Raw genomic sequence first — 16,051 nt, 5'->3', positions numbered from 1 at the left:
CCGGCCCGCCAGGTCACTCTCACCATCAATAGCAATGAGATGCTGACCGAGGGCGAGGCTCCCCGCTACATGGACACCGCAGCCGTGCTCAAGAACGGCCGCACCATGGTGCCCTTGCGCTTCATATCCGAGTTTTTTGCAGCCGAGGTGGTCTGGGATTCCCCCAGCCGCGCAGTGCATGTTTTTACCCAGGGGCAAACCCCTGAAGAACAGGCTCAGATCATTCAAAAAGCCTCTGCTGCCGGATCTGATTTGCCCCGCCTCAATTCAGCCGAAAATCTGCAGCGGTTATTAGATGAATACAATCAGAGCAATTACAGATTCGGGCTGCAGAATGATATGATGAAATCCGCGGCGACGGCAGAGGAGCAAGCCGCAGCCCCCGCCGCCAGCCCCGATGCGGGGGGGAGCCTGACCGGCTACTCCGGCACCAATGTTCAGGTTGAGGGAGTGGATGAATCCGATATAGTAAAAACCGACGGTGAATACCTCTATCAGATCAAAGACCATGAGGTCATCATTGTGAAGGCCTACCCCGGCAGCGAGCTGAAGGTGGCAGGACGGATTCCGCTGACACAGCGTCCCCGGGAGATGTACATCCACCACAACCGGCTGATTCTCATTCAAGATGCGCCGCTTTACCGTGATTACCCTGAGCCCGTGCCTATGGATAGCGCCAACAAGAGGCTCATGCCATCCATTTATCCGCCATCTCAAAGCCGCACCCTTGTCACTATTTTCGATACCAGCGACAAGAGCCGCCCGGTGAAAGCCGATGAATACGGCACCCCGGGCAATTACGCCTCATCACGCAAAATCGGCGAGAGCATTTATATAATCAGCAGCGAACATGTCTACCGGCCTTTTGAACCGGTCTATTCCATCAACAGCCGGGAATACACCAAGACTTACGATCAGATCCGCTATTTCCCGGATATGCAGTTGAGTTCCTATGTGAGTATCGCCCAGGTGACATTAAACCCGGCAGGGAGCCAATTCGCACTGGAGACCTTCCTGGGATCGAGCGGCAATGTGTATTGCTCCCAGAACAATCTTTACATTGCCGCTTCATTATACCGCCCCGCCTACTACCGCCAAGGATACCTGGAGGACAGCGAGAGCACGGTGGTATACAAATTCGGTCTGGGTGACGGGGTGCGCTATGCCAGCCGCGGCCTGGTTCCCGGTACGGTATTGAACCAGTTCTCCATGGACGAATATGACGGCCATTTTCGCATCGCCACCACCCGCAACGGCTGGAACGCGGACAGGGCCGGCAACGCGGTGTATATCCTCAATGGAAGCATGCGGCAGATCAGTGCCATCGAAGATATAGCTCCGGGAGAAAAAATATACTCGGCTCGATTCATGGGCCCCCGGGCTTATCTGGTTACATTCAAGCAGGTGGACCCGCTGTTTGTCATAGACATGAATCCCTCCGCCCCAAAGATCCTGGGCAAGCTAAAGATCCCGGGGTTCAGCAATTATCTGCATCCTTACGGGGATCACTACCTGATCGGGCTGGGCAGTGAAGTGGAAGATACCGGCAAAGCTACCCGGACTACGGGATTGAAACTGAGCCTGTTCGATGTGGCTGATGTCAATAATCCCATCGAGGTCAGCAAGGTGGTGATCGGCACCTCCGGAACCCGCTCCGAGGCCGCCGAAAACCATAAAGCCTTTATGCTGCACCAGGATGTTCTAGCCTTCCCGGTAACTGTCTATGAAGGCAGCACAGGTTATGGCTCCTTTGCCTTCCAGGGGGCTTATGTTTACAATGTCTCCCCCCAGGGCTTTACCCAGCAGGGCCGGATCACCCATCTGGACCAAGAGGATTACCTCAAAGCCGGGGACTATTGGGGGGGAAGCGATCGCCACATTCAGCGGGTGGTCTTTATCGGCGGCAATCTGTACACCTTATCCGAAGACATGATCAAAGCCAATCAAAACGGCACCCTGGCTGAAGTGAACCGGCTGATAACGGATTAGAGTCCTCCTTTATACCTTATGGGGGTCATCCCTGGCGATGGCCCCCAAACCTTCGACAAAAGGGAATAACTGCGTTGCTACATAGGTCCCTTCAATCAACGCACTATTTGTACGCCTCAATCGCGGACCTATTGAAGGCCTTGCTCTTACTTCCGTCCCTCGCTCTGCACTTATATATTTTTATCCAATATGCTTAAAACCACTCCCCCGGCCCGGCCTGGCCTTTTCATCAGCTGCGGCGGGATTCCGTCCCAGCCATAAATTAACCGGCCCGGAATCCCCCATAGCCTGATAATAAATTCCAACCCGGTGGAAAATGCCGGCATTTTTTTATAGAATAAGATTATGATTCAAGATATTACAGCTAAACGCATACTTGTTTTCGCGCCTCATCCTGATGATGACATTCTGGGCTGCGGCGGCAGCATAGCCTGGCATGTTGAACAGGGAGACCAGGTCAAGATAGTATACCTGACCTCCGGGGAATCCGGCAGTTTAGATATCGGCAAAGGTGAACTGGGCCTTTTGCGGGAAAGGGAAGCCCGGGCCGCGGCCCAGGTACTGGGCGTAAAAGAGACCGAATTCCTGCGCTGGCCGGATGGCTATCTCGCGGTCCGCCCCGAATATCTGCGCCAGTTAACCAGCCTGATAAGGGCGGAAAGGCCGCACCGCGTCTACCTGCCCCACAGCCAGGACGCTGTTTACGACCATCTCATCATCCATCAGCTGGTGATGGAGGCGATGCGCCGGGCCTCCGGGCCTTGGTTCCAGGAATGCCCCGGTGAGCCCTGGTCAGTTGGTACCGCCCTGGGTTACGAAATATGGACCCCGATTCTGTCTCCCGGCCTGAGCCTGGATATCTCCGCCTTTATGGGCAAAAAAATAGCGGCCTTGAATGAACACCGCTCGCAATTAGAGGGGCTCCGTTATGATGAAGCCATCACCGGCCTCAACCGTTACCGGGCCGTGATGAATAGCCGTTATGAGTACTGCGAGTGCTTCCAGCTGATAAAGACCCATAAGGTTATGGATAAGCCTGCCTATGAATAGCATCAGCCCGGCCGTCCTCTTGATCACCCCTTTTCATATCCATCAGCGCGGCAACACCCTCACCACCCGGCGCATCTGTACCGGCCTGAACCGGCAGGGCTTAACCGCCGAGCTTTTATCAATGGAAGACCCCCATTACCGGGAAAAGCTTCATCAGCACCTGGGCAGCGGCAAGTTCGACATCATTCATGCTTTTAACGGCCTCTACCTGGCGGGATTATTAGCCATTCAGCCCCAAGTGCTGAATTATCCCCTGATTGTCACTTTAACCGGAACCGACATCAATCAGCCGGAGATGGAGGAAGATGGAGCTCTTGAGCCGGTGTTGGCCGCCGCCAGATATATAATAGTCTTCCATGATGATTTTAAAAAGCTCCTTTTGGGCCGGAACCCCTGCCTGGAAGAAAAACTGGCGGTCATTCCCCAGGGCATCCGGCTGCCCGCTGCGCCAGTCCGAAAACCCCAAGATTTCGGCATCCCCGCCGGCAGCACCCTGTTTATGCTCCCCATCGGATTGCGCCCCGTAAAAAATGTGGATTTGGCCCTGGATGGCCTGGAAGCCCTGGCCCGGGAAGACAGCCGGGTGCGGTTATTGATAATCGGACCGGTGATTGATAAAACCTATGGGGAACAGGTATTGCGGCGCATCAGAAACCTTCCCTGGGTGATCTATACAGGGGAGGTCCCACACACTGAGATCAGCGGAATTTATAGGCTGGGCCATGTGGTCATCAACTGCTCGGACGCGGAAGGTCAGCCCCAGGCAGCTCTTGAAGCCATGAGTTTAGGAGTGCCGGTGATTCTGAGGGATGTGCCCGGGAACCGGGGCATTATACGAAATGGCCAAGAAGGGTTTTATATTCAAACTCCTGAGGATCTCTACCGGGCAGCCCGAATCCTGCATACCCGGCCCGCCCTCCGCCAAGAGATGGGCCAAGCCGCCGCCGAGCTGGTCGCGGCCAAATTTGATTCCGCCGTTGAGATCAAGCGGCATATAGAATTGTATAAAAAAGCATTGGATAAGTCCTGATGGAAATTCTCAAACCGGCGCTGTCCCGGGCTGTGTTCGCCGTTTTAATCATACCTGCAGGAGCGGGGACTGAAGCAGGCGGTAATATCTGGCCGGGCATGAACCGATGCTTTCCAAGGATGGCTGCAGCCGTAAATAGAGCCAATAGAAGTTCAGCCCCTGATAAGCGCACAGGATAATTATGAACCGCCAGGGGCCCTGAGCTGATGCCCCACCTCTGTACCGGTAGCATGAATGGTTCCAGCCGGCAGTTCCAGGACAGAGTAAGCGTTTTTATTATAGGGCAGGGTTTTTCCTTTGGGCACTTTTTCATACAGAGACACCACCTGCATTTCGCGATTGAGATATATGACATCGATGGGAAAACCCATGAAAAAAGTATGCACGCTCTTGCAGGGGTTTATCAGCATGCCCTCCCCGGGCGGCAGGGATTTATAGGGCAAAAGGCCCCACAGCCGTTTCCAGAAGGTGTTGGCCTGTATGGTGTGCCGGCACAAAAACTGATTGGTTTCCTGATTCAGCATGAAGAATATCCTCCCCAAGTACCTTCTCTATCATGAGGAAAAGACTTGCATAATTTTTTACTTTTTCAGAAATCGTAAAATACTTTTATCCCGAAGTGATTCGATATCTAACCCGCACCCATCAGTCTTATGTCCCATAACGCCTGGGGATAACGACCATCTTCGGGTACGGACCAATTAGCCCTTTGCCATACAGCCGGTAAAAACTCTGGGGCAGTAGGCTGCGGCGGCTTCAATATTTATAATATCTTCGTAGAAATCTACCTAAAGCTGTAGTTAATAGGTGATTTTTGTCATTCACATATTTAATATTCTAGTATTTTCCATTATAATGGATGTATATATTCCTATATTTAAGCTGCGACTTTAGTCGCTCCTGACCCTTGAGAGGAAGGTAATTATAAACCGGCTGGCTGGAAAAGCCGGGGCCGGCAGCATAATCGAGGCCGGGCTTGTTTACCCGAGTGGTTTGCCTTATTGTTGGGGCAGTTGGCATCAGCTCTGGCGAAGCACCCCTTCCCATGGTTGAACGAACAGATATTTGACCGGTTTACGATGGATTGTGATTCTCAGTGTAAACGGCGGGCATTTCTAGAGAGATTAAGGGGAGAGAAGAAAACATGATCTCAAAATACGCTCCCAAACGCGATCAGAAGGGCTTCACCCTGGTGGAAATCCTGATTTCGCTGTTGATTCTGGGCCTGATCCTGGTAGGGATCCTGCCCCTTTTGACCATGGCCAACCGCATCATGTACCAGAACCGCGACCAACTGGTGGCCACCCAGCTGGCCCGGGATGAGATCGAGACCATCTCCTCTCAGGTAACCCCCCAGAACTATAACGACCCCTACGGGCCTCTGGTTCCGGGGGTACACTATCGCTACCTGGATCGCTATCTTAACGAGGTTGAGGAGGACAGCCCCTTGCGGGTCTACACCGTCACCACCTCCATCGGCTGGGTGGATGACGCCGATGATAAAGAAGCCCCTGACGACCCTATTCCATTTGACTACAAGTATCTTCAGGTGAGTGTTTCCGCCCCCAGCATATTCACCGGACTGGTGACCGAACGCAGCGATTTCAAAACCTACCGGGCCCGGGAAGGGGCCGCTGATCCCATTGCCGGCGTTCTGGTGCAGGTGGAGCGGGCCTGGCGGGAAGAACCCTCGGTAGCGCCTCCGGTGGAAGGCGCCCTGGTGACAGTCACCGCTGAATCCAACGGGGCCAGCTTCAGCAGTATGACCGACAGCAAAGGCCGGGCTTTGATCGAGCTGAATCCTTCCGGAAGCGGTGACATCCAGTCTTATCACATCACCGCCTCCAAAGCGGGCATGATCCTGCATCCTGAATACCCTGACGGCAAAGACCAGGATATCAACCGCTACAGCACCCAAACAGTGGTGTTGCAGATGGAAGAACCGGCCTCCATAATCCTGTCCCTCAACGAACCGCATTTCGGAGGGAAGGCCATACTCACCGGGGGCAATCTCCTGCCCAGCGGGGAGCCCCTGGAGGCTGTTCTCAGTTCTGAAGCCACTCAGGTCAGGTTCGACAACCTGTGGCCGGTGGGAGAAGAGGGCAACATATCAGGATCTTACTCCCTGGAAACCAGTTTGAAAATATACGAAAATGTCTTCACCGAATCCGACCTGAATAGTTTTGTGCGCTGGGAAGAAGACGACCCGGCCGAGAATATTTACAACCTGTGGACTTTCGACGCTGCCAACCTGAAGTGGAAGGCGCTTTCCGCCCCCGGCAGTCCCGCTTACAACCGGCTGGGGCTCGACATCGAGAACCTGAACCGCTTCCTTCCCGGCAGCGGCTTTCAGATTAAGTCTGAAGAAGGAGTCCGGCAAATATTTTTAGGGGCGGAGGATTTCAATATTGAGCCGGGCTATGAAGACGACAGCTATAAGTTGATCTATAAGAGCCGTGAGGTGTCGCCCCTTTCCGACTTGATCCAAACCGATGAGGGATGGGAAACCGTTGGCACTCTGGCTCAGGCCCTGGAGGCGGTGGCAGATGATAATGACGATGACAGGCTCTGGCTGGATTCTGACGACCTGAGCACCGACAGCATGAAACTTCGTTTCGATGCCAGCGCCGCTATTGACGAGATCAGTTTCGGGCCTTTGTTTATTCAGGCCGCTTATGTCAATCCCAATATAACCTTTGCCGCACCGGGCCAAACCCTGACCCTGTCAGTGTTTGCCGGGAGTCCTTGATTGATAAGGAGTTGGTCAAGCTATGCAAAAGTGCTTGCAGCCTTTAAAGGCTGTCATAACTGATAAACGGGGCTTCACCCTGGTGGAGCTGCTCCTGGTGGTGGCCCTGGTAGGGATTGTATTGGCCATCCCCATTCAGGCCCTGTTTCTCACCAACCGGGATTGGCAGTACAATCAGGCCATGAGCCCGGCCTTGATGGACGGCAATCTCTTGTTTGCCCGCCTGGGCAATGAAATAAGGGCTGCCGATAAACCCGAGGGCGGGACCCGGGCGGTTGAAATCGAGGACGAGCAATTGATCATTTACCGTCCCAACAGCGAGGCCTGGGAACGGATCGAGTATCGTTTCCTGGAAGATTCCCATGAATTGCAGCGAGGGGCCTTCAGCGGCAGCGAAGCCCAGGTGCTGAACCGAACCGGCAATCCGGTGAGTTGGGAAACCGTGGCCTCCAGTGTGACGGCTCTGAACTTCAGTGACAACAATCCCGGCAGCACCGCCGACCGGCGCCTCATCCGGGTAGCCATGCAGATCAGCGACACCACTCATAGTCAGCCCAGCTTCCAGCCATTTCTGGTGGAATCCACCTTTCTTTCCCGGAGCCAGCAGAGCGGCACCGGCAGCAGTGGCAGCGAAAGCGGCGGTGAGGGTTCCACCGATGTGGCGGTTAGGAGAATATCCCTCACCCCTACCTCAGTTTCAATGAGAGAAGGCGAGGAAACCACCCTTACTGCAACTATTGCTCCTGCCAACGCTACCAATAAAAATGTTACCTGGAGTTCTTCCAACAGCGGCCGGGTCACTGTGACCGGGAACGGATTGACCGCTACGATCAGAGCTGTTAACCAGGGAGGAGCTACCATAAGCGTCACTACCGCCAATGGGGGCTACACCGCCCAATGCATTGTAGAGGTACGCTCTAGTGGCGGATGCTAGGAGGTTTTAGCCATGTGCAACAAGATGAAATCCAGGCTTAACAATCAACAGGGTGCGGTCCTGGTAATGGTATTGATATTGATGGCGGTCCTGACGGTTTTCGCCACCGCCGCCTATGAGGTGGCCGCCAACAACCAACAAATGCTGGCGGCCGCGGCGGGTTCCGATACCGCCTTGTACAATGCCGAAAAGGGACTGCACAAATACATGTGGGAATTGAACAACGATTCCCTGTTTTTCCTGAATACGGCCCTGTACGCGAAAACAGACAGCGGGACAGGAAGCGAGACCTACCAGAAAGACGGTGATGAAGAAGGCAGCTACCGGGTGCAGGTCATAATCCCCCTGCAGAACGGCAGCCGGGTCAACAACCGGGCTATGCTCCGCTCCACCGGCTGGGATGAAAACAATCCAGAGCGGATGCGCACCATCGAAGTGGAATTACTAAAGCGCACCTTCACCCAGTACGGTATGGTGACCAACAGCGAAGCCAATGAGAACGGTGAAATAAACTACTGGGTGAATGGCGAGTACTTCTACGGCCCCATCCATTCCAACGGCACCCTTTATATAGGCAGCTACAATCCGGTATTTTACGGGCCCGTAACTTATTCGGTAGGAGTCGATCCACCGGGACGCATGAGCAGCACCTCGGTTTTCCGCCAGGGATGCAGTCAGGCCGACCCCCTGGTGTTTCCCCCCAGTAATGACAAGCTGATGGCTCAGGCCCGTATCGGCGGTGCCGGGGATTATTACAACGGCCGGGCCTGCATCATGCTCAAGGGCAGCACTTACGACATCCGCTACTGGGACCGGGATGCCAATACCTGGAAATACAATGGCCGTCCCTACAGCTATACCGCCAGCAGCAGTAGTAGCGATCGTCGCGACGAGATCGGCACCTACCGGCTGACCGACACCAATACCAGATATAACAGCTTTGCAGCTTTACGAAACGCGGTGCCTTCCCTGCCCCTCCCCTCGAACGGGGTCATCTATGTGAACGGTTCGACCGGAAATAGCGAGCAGACCTATGAGAGTAAATTCCCCCGTGACTACGGCAATGTTTTCGTATCGGGAAAACTGGACGGGGAGCTGACCATAGCCGCCGCCAATGACATCTTTATCACTCGCTACGACCCGGTGGACTGGCGTCATCCCAACCGCTGGGCTTCCGGCAACTACACCGACGGTCTGACCTACACCAACACCGGTTTTAGTCAGCAATTTTCCGGCGGCTCCTGGGTGAGAACCAATGTGACCGGGGCCGGTGATGACATGCTGGGCCTGGTGGCCACCGGCAGGATAAGGATACTGCATTTCAACTGGTCCTCTCAAGACGAAAGCGAAAACTATAACTGGGGCGGCAGCAGCAGCAGCAACCGTATCGATGTGGCCAACCGCAGCAACATAACTATTCATGCCGCCCTGTATGCCAAGGACATCTCCTACGGCTTTGAAGCCCCGAAAGTAGGAAATGATAAAGGCAGCATCACCCTGTTTGGCAGTATATCCCAGAAATATCGAGGCACCGTGGGCACCACCGGAGACACCGGATATACCAAGAACTATTCCCATGATCCGCGCATGCTGTACACCAGCCCGCCCCATTACATCGAGCCCTCCAACACCGGCTGGCAGGCCATGCAGTGGCGGGAGACATCGGATCATCTTACCACCAATCCTTAGTAGAGAATCTATACAGACTATGAGGAAAGAATTTTGCATCCAGTATTGTTGGACACGACCGTAGCCGGCCATCACTTATACCTGAGCAGTTACACGCTCTTCCACCTGATCATCAACCCCCTGGTGGTAATATTACTGGGTTATTACATGATGCGGCGGGAGGGCTTGAAGACTCATACCGTATTATTGTTCCTGACATCATTGAGCATAGTTGTCATCGTCTTATCAAGGGTGGCTCACTACCTGCTGAATCAAGACTACTACCTGGAAAACGGGATATCCCTGTATAATCTGTCCGCCTCTGGATTTACCATGTTCGGAGGTTTCATCCTGGCCATACCCTTCCTGCTGCTGTTTGCCTGGCTGGTCAGGTTTTCAGCCGGGAGGCTGTTTGACCTCATAACCCCGGGATGGGCTCTGGGGATATTTTTTAATAAAATCGGCTGTCTCTTCACCGGCTGCTGTTTTGGCCAACCCACTTCCCTGCCCTGGGGGCTGATATACCCGGCGGACAGCCTGCCATACCAATACTTTCGTACTATAAGCGCCACCCCCGGCGGGGAGCTGATGGTGGTGACCCCTTTATTGAAACTGGCCCCGGTGCAGGTTTATGAGAGCCTGATAGGATTGCTGGGCTTCGCTCTGAGCCTGGTCTTATTAAAGAAAAAGCTGCCCCCGGGCCTGGTATTTCTGGGATTCGCCGCCCTGTTTTCCGGGTCCCGCCTGGGAACCCATTACATCAGGGCCAACCCCAATATGCAGGATACCATGACAATACCCTTGCTTTATCTGGGCTGCACCCTGCTGGCCGGGGGCCTGGCCGTAATAATATTGAGGAGGAAACAAAATGCATATCGATCAATTGCTGAGGGAAGCTGTGAAGAGAGGGGCCTCTGATCTGCACCTGGCGGCCTATTCCCCGCCCCTGATACGGTTGAATACCCGTTTGAGCAAACTCAGTGACACCGTTTTCCAGCCCCAGGACACTGTGGCCTTTGCCCGCTACATCCTGGGTCCGGATCGCTACAGCAATTACGAGAAAACCGGGGAGATAGACGCTTCATATCAAATTGAGGATCTCTCCTATTTCCGCCTTAATATCTACCGTCATCAGGATAACACCGCCCTGTCCTTCCGCATCATCAGCCATGAGACCCCCACCATCGAAGGGCTGGGACTGCCGGACATAGTGGCTTCTTTCGCCCGCTACAGCAGCGGCCTGATTCTGGTCACCGGTCCCACCGGCAACGGCAAATCCACCACTCTGGCGGCCATGATAGACCTGATCAATCATGAACGGGCCTGCCATATCGTCACCCTGGAAGATCCCATCGAATTCGTGCATACCAACCGCCTCAGCATGATCACCCAGCGGGAGATCGGCCGGGACAGCCTATCCTTTCCCAACGCCCTGCGCTCTTGCCTGCGCCAGGACCCCGATGTGATCATGATCGGGGAGATGCGGGACCTGGAGACCATCAGCACCGCCATCACCGCTGCCGAAACCGGGCATCTGGTTATAGCCACATTGCATACCATCAACGCCCCCCAGACCATAGAGCGGGTCATTGATGTGTTCCCGCCCTCCCAGCAGCATCAGATCCGGGTGCAGCTGGCCAACAGCCTGATCGGGGTATTGTCCCAGCGCCTCCTCCCCAACCGCCAGGAGGGGCAGCCTATGATAATGGCCATGGAGATCATGGTCTGCAATGCCGCCATACGGAATATGGTCCGGGACGGCAAGGTGCACCAGATCCACAATAGCATGCAGACCAGCAAGAGCTACGGCATGCGCACCATGAACCAGGCCATGCAGGAGCTCCTCCAGCAGGGCCGGATAGACGACAATCTGCTCAGCGGCAGTCCCAAGCTGACCCCCACCGCCCATGTCATCAGAAAGACCCGGACCCAGTCCAAATGATGGGCGGCCATTAAACCATGAAACAAAGGGGCTGTTCCCTTGGTCCAAAATGGACTTAGAGGACAGCCCCTTGCTGTTTTTGTTTAATAATATGGATGCGCTTTAATCCGGATGTTCACCTTAATCCATAGAGTTGGGATTGGTCCCCATGTAGCGGTTGTCTTTCCAATAGCCCCGCTGCTGCACCCCGTTGGGCCAGGCGAAAACCCCCTCGCCGTTGAGGCAGTCGTTCTTGAATTCACCCACATAAACACTGCCATTGCTCCAGTAGAAGCGTCCCAGGCCGCTGAACACCAGGTTATTGAACTCGCCTTCATAGTAGTCCCCGGAGGGGAAGCAGTAAGTCCCCCAGCCGGTGGCATTGCCGCCTTTCATTGACCCCACATAGGATTCCCCGTTAGGCCAGGTGATGCAGCCGCTGCCTTCCGGTTTGTCTTTGACAAACTGCCCCTGATAACCGATACCTCCCGGCCAGGTGAAAGTCCCCTGTCCGTCCCGCTTGCCGTTCATAAACTGTCCGCTGTACGCCTCTCCGCCGGGCCAGGTGTAGGTGCCCTGACCCTGCATCATATGCTCCTCGAAGGAGCCCTGATAGCATTCCCCGCTGGGGAAGATCAGTTCGCCCTGGCCCCAGAACATGTTGTTGCGCCAGGCCCCGTTGTAGCGGGTGCCGTCGGGAAACACCAGGGATCCGCTGCCATCCGCCTTGCCGAAGCGCAGCTCTCCCAAATAGGCGCTGGTGTCGGGCCAGACGATGCTTCCTTTGGCGGAACTGTAAACCCCCGGGCTGACAGGAGGAAAGGGGGTGGTAGCCAGCAATTCCTCCAGGTCGGTGATGTAATCCTGCCCATCCGCCATCAGGATGCTGTCCACTATCCATATCATGGCTTCGAAATTGCTCTCATTTGCAGCTGGCCTGGTCTTGTCATCATCCTGGTCTCCTTTGAGGTAGAGCTTCAGGGTGGCGTATTCCAGGCGCTCTCCATTCCCGGTTTCGCTTACCGTCAAGCCGTGGAGCAGTTCCACATAATCCTTATCCTGTCCGGAACGCCCCGGCAAAAGGGATTGGCCTTTGATAACCACATCGTCTTCCAGCTTGACCCGGCCAAATTCGCTGAGGCGCAAGAGGCGCAGATAATGTTCCCCTTGGGGATTCAGGCCCAGCCCTACCAGCATGTAGCCCCCCATCCCCTCGATATCCTTACCGTTCCTCTTGCGCTCATCTTTGAACTCGTCGGGGACCTGGTACAAAGCCAGGCCCATGAGATCATGGCCCTCAGAACCGAAACTCATCTCCCCCAGGCCGGAATCGGCGGTCTCCCGGTCCGGCCAGATGGACTTATTGCCGAAGGAGTCAGTATGCAAGAGATAGATCTGGCTGTTCTTGCCGGGGTAATTATTCCGGCCTACCGCCGCAAAGCCGTCTATTTCATCATCGTCGCCCAGGATGGGCATGACGAAGGTGAGTTCGGCATTGCCGGACCCTTTGTATTCTTTGGCCCATTTTTTCTCCCCGTAGGGGTCCAGGCGCAGGAGATAAGCCCGGCTTACCGAGCCTTCCCGGGTATATCCGGCTACTATGTAGCCGTCGTTATAATCATCTTCATCCAGCACCTGGCATACATAAGCGGCCCCCTGGGAATCAGCCTCGGCGAAGCTCTTCTCAAAGCCGTGCACGTCCCGGCCGCCGCTCTTGCCATTCTGATCGATCTTGAGGACTTTTATAGCCTGGCCCCGGGCTTTGAGTTCATGCCCCACTAAAATATAGCCTTTGTCATTGCACTCATTGACCGCGTTCACCGCCTCACCGGGAAACTCCCGTTCCCAGGCGGAGGCTCCCTTGCTGTCCAGCTTCATCAAACGGGCCTTTTCCGCCGGTCCGGAGCGGTCCCCCTGCAGGCTCAGTAAAAGCCCGCCATCACCGGTGGGATGAAACAGTCCCACTATCTGGCCGCTTTTGGCGGGAAGCGCTTTCCTCCACAGGATTTTGCCGCTTTTGTCCACTTTCATCACTTTGAGGCGATAGTCCCCGGAGACATTGCCTTCCACCGGGCTGAGCAGAAAGAAGCTGCCGTCTTTAGCCTTGACCGCGGCCTGATCCCGGTCACCCCGGTCAAAAGCCAGCCGATCCGGTTCCCCGTAGGGGATAAAAGCCTCGCCCCGGGCTGCCGGGACGCAGGCGGTCAGAACGAACACCAGGACCAGCAGGCCGGTAGTGATATGTCGCCTTATCATTTTCAATGCCAGATCCCTCCCTTCCCTATTCAGCCCGCGGTTATTTGGCGGTACTCTTCTGGGTCTTATTCTTTTCAGCCGCATCAGATTTTTCATTGTAATAATAGAAAGTCACCTGCATCTGGGTCTCCACCTGGCCGGGCACCAGATTCAGGGCCTGGCGTTTTTCCGTATCGGCGGGGGCAGCAGCCGCCTTTTCAGTACTCTCGGGCTGGGCGGGCAGGCTCTTGGCGGCAGGGGCCAGCAGGGGCTGCAGGAAATAGACCGGAGTACTGCCGGTACCACCGGCAGAGCCGCTTTCCGTAACCGTCACCGTCGCCCCCGAGGACTCCGCCTTTCTCTTCACTGCGGTCAGCACTATATTATCCACCGCGCTGATGCGGGCTTCCTCTTCCAACCTGGTCAAAAAATCCATGGTATCGTGAAAACCGCCTTGGGTCCGGACATCGAAAACCAGCCGGCCGGTATGCTCCGCCGCGCTGTTGCCGTCATTGCTCATGGCCTTCAACACCAAATCAGTGCCTTTGGCGGCTTTATTGAGTATATCCATCACCGTCACCTGATCCGGCTGAAGGGGAAAACTGGCTTCCATCTGTTCCACCGCCGCCTCGGCGGCGGCCGGGTCCGGGGCGGCGCTCACCGGCACCGCCTGGAGTTTTTCTATCTCCCCTTGCAGGCTGTGGTTGAGTTCTTCCAGGCTGGCGATGTTGCGGCTATGAGGCAGATACCAGAACCAGGCGAAGGCCCCCAGCAGCAGCACACATAAACCTATCAGGACCAGTATTCTCTCCCGGCTTGACAATGTCATGGCTTCACCTCCCAATCCAAGACCAGGTTAAAGGTCACTTCGCCGCATTTCTCGTTGAGGCGGGAATCCACGCTTTTTACCCCTTTCACCCCCGGGGCCTGAAGCATGCGCTGGCCGAATTCGATCATGCCCTCCTGGCCTTGCACATACCCGTTGATAGTGAGCTTATCCTGTTCAGCCTCAACTCTGTTGAGATAGATGCCGGGTTCCGCCTGCCAGTACACGTTTTTCAAGGGTTCGATATAGGAGATGCGCTTCTCCAGGAGCTGGTCCAGGGTTTTCTGGCGCTCCATCCCCCCCACATAGACCCGCCCTTCAGGGATGGCCTGTGCCGCCAGCTGCTGGCGCTCAAGTGTCAGTTCCTGATTCTGAGCGGTCAAGACCGCCAGGCGGTTGTACTGATAATAGCCCACCCCTGCGGCGGCAGCCGCCACCAGAAGCAAAACCAGGGTATAGAGCAGGGTTTCCCGGAGCCGGTTTTTGCGCTCCCGCTCCTCCGAGTTCTTGTAATCCAGCAGGTTAATCTTAGGCGTATAATCCGAATTCATCAAAACCACCCCCTCAAAGCCAGTCCCAAAGCCACCGGGAAGTCATGGCGCAGTTCCCGGGCAGCCGGGCTCGTCTCCGGGGGCAAGACCAGGTAAGCCCCCAGTTCTCCCAAACGGCACTCCACCTGCAGGGCCTGGGCCAGATAGTCCGCCATGCCGGCTACCCGGGACCCGCCCCCGGTGAGAAACAGTGTATTCACCGGTTCCTTGAGCTGGATCTGGGCATAGCTTAAAGAGCGGCTCATCTCCGCCACAAATTCGCTCATCAATTCCGGGAAGCCTTCACTGTCCGCGGCCAACCCGGGCAGGGCTTCAGGGCTGCCGTCCCCGGTCTGGGGGTCATAAAACACCCGGCTGCCGAAACTGATGGAGCGCAACAGTACCAGCATGCCCTTCTTATAAAAGGCGATATAGGCCCGGTTGGCGCCGATGTTGACCACCGCCCGGACATCGGGTCCGCCGCCGGTGAGCTGGGGGTAGAACACCCGGGCCAGTCCCAGGGCCTCTATCTCCACCCACTGCAGCTTTAATCCGGCCTGGCGGCAGGCCTGTAAGAGATTCTCCACCTGACTGGTGCGGGTAGCCACAAACAACACCTCGGTCTTGGTTCCCTCGGCATCGCTGTATTCCCTCACCGGGTAGATGTCGGCGGTGACATCGTCTATGCTCAAAGGCAGGAACCCGGCGGCCTGAAACAAGGCCGCCTTGCGCAGTTCCTCCACTCTCATGCGCGGCAGGGAGAGCAGGCGGGTGTAAACCTGCTGGCCGGACACGGCGGATGCCAGAGGTGCATGGGGATTGACCCCGGAGCTCTGCACCAGGCCGCGCAGGGCCTGGCCCAGGCGGACCGGGTCGCTGACAAAGCCGCCGTCAACAGTGCCGGGGGGGGTCTCCATACTGGCGTAGCCCGTTACCCGGTACATATTGCCTTCCTTTTTCAACATCACCAGCTTGATTCTTTTCTCACCTATATCCAGGCCCAGTTGTGTTTTTTCCCTGAGCAAGGCAGTCCCTCCCTTTCTGGAAAGTCTAGCTTAGCTTTTCAATTAAATAATGACAGATACCAAGCAGTCCATTGGGCCCCGTAATTAAAGGCCA

13 protein-coding genes are annotated in these 16,051 nt (G+C 55.5%); 8 read left to right on the top strand and 5 right to left on the bottom strand.

Translation table 11 applies throughout. The annotated features are described in order from the left end of the window. From B3W37_RS08365 to B3W37_RS08355, 3 genes are all read left to right on the top strand, one after another. Positions 1-1,989, top strand: a 1,989-nt coding sequence (locus B3W37_RS08365; RefSeq protein WP_483175350.1) for a beta-propeller domain-containing protein, incomplete at its 5' end; no start/stop codon positions are given. Between the two features lie 345 nt (positions 1,990-2,334). Next, a complete protein-coding gene (locus B3W37_RS08360; RefSeq protein WP_483175349.1) occupies positions 2,335-3,039 on the top strand; it encodes a PIG-L deacetylase family protein in 705 nt (234 codons plus the stop codon). Beyond that, a complete protein-coding gene (locus tag B3W37_RS08355; protein ID WP_483175348.1) occupies positions 3,032-4,069 on the top strand; it encodes a glycosyltransferase in 1,038 nt (345 codons plus the stop codon). The genes B3W37_RS08360 and B3W37_RS08355 overlap by 8 nt, the downstream gene beginning before the upstream one ends. A gap of 179 nt (positions 4,070-4,248) precedes the next feature. Here B3W37_RS08355 and B3W37_RS08350 read toward each other — a convergent pair whose 3' ends face one another. Further along, positions 4,249-4,593, bottom strand: a complete 345-nt coding sequence (locus B3W37_RS08350; RefSeq protein ID WP_483175347.1) for a DUF192 domain-containing protein — start codon at positions 4,591-4,593, stop codon at positions 4,249-4,251. 620 nt (positions 4,594-5,213) lie between these two features. Here B3W37_RS08350 and B3W37_RS08345 point away from each other — a divergent pair. The 5 genes from B3W37_RS08345 to B3W37_RS08325 are packed head-to-tail and all read left to right on the top strand — an operon-like array spanning position 5,214 to position 11,362. Then, a complete protein-coding gene (locus B3W37_RS08345; RefSeq protein WP_483175346.1) occupies positions 5,214-6,818 on the top strand; it encodes a carboxypeptidase-like regulatory domain-containing protein in 1,605 nt (534 codons plus the stop codon). 22 nt (positions 6,819-6,840) lie between these two features. Beyond that, entirely contained in the window at positions 6,841-7,752 is a 912-nt protein-coding gene (locus tag B3W37_RS08340; protein ID WP_483175345.1) for an Ig-like domain-containing protein, read from the top strand. Positions 7,753-7,764: 12 nt separating this feature from the next. Then, on the top strand, positions 7,765-9,441 hold the full coding sequence (locus B3W37_RS08335) for a hypothetical protein (RefSeq protein ID WP_483175343.1): 1,677 nt from the start codon (positions 7,765-7,767) through the stop codon (positions 9,439-9,441). Positions 9,442-9,474: 33 nt separating this feature from the next. After that, positions 9,475-10,338, top strand: a complete 864-nt coding sequence (locus tag B3W37_RS08330; protein ID WP_483175342.1) for a prolipoprotein diacylglyceryl transferase — start codon at positions 9,475-9,477, stop codon at positions 10,336-10,338. After that, complete coding sequence (locus B3W37_RS08325; protein WP_483175341.1) at positions 10,289-11,362, top strand: type IV pilus twitching motility protein PilT; 1,074 nt, start codon at positions 10,289-10,291, stop codon at positions 11,360-11,362. Before B3W37_RS08330 ends, B3W37_RS08325 begins: the two co-directional genes overlap by 50 nt. A 120-nt stretch (positions 11,363-11,482) precedes the next feature. On the opposite strand, the gene B3W37_RS08320 is transcribed toward B3W37_RS08325, so the two are convergent. From B3W37_RS08320 to pilM, 4 genes are read right to left on the bottom strand one after another with little or no spacing between them, the layout of a single operon-like run. Further along, positions 11,483-13,597, bottom strand: a complete 2,115-nt coding sequence (locus B3W37_RS08320; RefSeq protein WP_483175373.1) for an MORN repeat-containing protein — start codon at positions 13,595-13,597, stop codon at positions 11,483-11,485. A gap of 40 nt (positions 13,598-13,637) precedes the next feature. After that, positions 13,638-14,405, bottom strand: a complete 768-nt coding sequence (gene pilO, locus B3W37_RS08315; protein ID WP_483175340.1) for a type 4a pilus biogenesis protein PilO — start codon at positions 14,403-14,405, stop codon at positions 13,638-13,640. After that, a complete protein-coding gene (locus B3W37_RS08310; RefSeq protein WP_483175339.1) occupies positions 14,402-14,953 on the bottom strand; it encodes a hypothetical protein in 552 nt (183 codons plus the stop codon). Before B3W37_RS08310 ends, pilO begins: the two co-directional genes overlap by 4 nt. Next, positions 14,953-15,957 carry a type IV pilus assembly protein PilM gene (gene pilM / locus B3W37_RS08305; RefSeq protein ID WP_483175338.1) on the bottom strand — a complete coding sequence of 335 codons (1,005 nt, stop codon included), beginning with the start codon at positions 15,955-15,957 and terminating at the stop codon, positions 14,953-14,955. Before pilM ends, B3W37_RS08310 begins: the two co-directional genes overlap by 1 nt. Positions 15,958-16,051 lie beyond the last annotated feature (94 nt).

The organism is Syntrophomonas sp. UBA5494 (assembly GCF_002426325.1).
The sequence above is the reverse complement of the archived record's forward strand: the minus strand, read 5'-3'. Positions and strand labels throughout refer to the sequence as shown.

What these genes read in the sequence shown, in the direction of transcription:
- B3W37_RS08360 (WP_483175349.1), top strand. Translation starts at nt 2,335, where the DNA reads ATGATTCAAGATATTACAGCTAAACGCATACTTGTTTTCGCGCCTCAT.
- B3W37_RS08355 (WP_483175348.1), top strand. Translation starts at nt 3,032, where the DNA reads ATGAATAGCATCAGCCCGGCCGTCCTCTTGATCACCCCTTTTCATATC.
- B3W37_RS08350 (WP_483175347.1), bottom strand. Translation starts at nt 4,593, where the DNA reads ATGCTGAATCAGGAAACCAATCAGTTTTTGTGCCGGCACACCATACAG.
- B3W37_RS08345 (WP_483175346.1), top strand. Translation starts at nt 5,214, where the DNA reads ATGATCTCAAAATACGCTCCCAAACGCGATCAGAAGGGCTTCACCCTG.
- B3W37_RS08340 (WP_483175345.1), top strand. Translation starts at nt 6,841, where the DNA reads ATGCAAAAGTGCTTGCAGCCTTTAAAGGCTGTCATAACTGATAAACGG.
- B3W37_RS08335 (WP_483175343.1), top strand. Translation starts at nt 7,765, where the DNA reads ATGTGCAACAAGATGAAATCCAGGCTTAACAATCAACAGGGTGCGGTC.
- B3W37_RS08325 (WP_483175341.1), top strand. Translation starts at nt 10,289, where the DNA reads ATGCATATCGATCAATTGCTGAGGGAAGCTGTGAAGAGAGGGGCCTCT.
- B3W37_RS08320 (WP_483175373.1), bottom strand. Translation starts at nt 13,597, where the DNA reads ATGATAAGGCGACATATCACTACCGGCCTGCTGGTCCTGGTGTTCGTT.
- pilO (WP_483175340.1), bottom strand. Translation starts at nt 14,405, where the DNA reads ATGACATTGTCAAGCCGGGAGAGAATACTGGTCCTGATAGGTTTATGT.
- B3W37_RS08310 (WP_483175339.1), bottom strand. Translation starts at nt 14,953, where the DNA reads ATGAATTCGGATTATACGCCTAAGATTAACCTGCTGGATTACAAGAAC.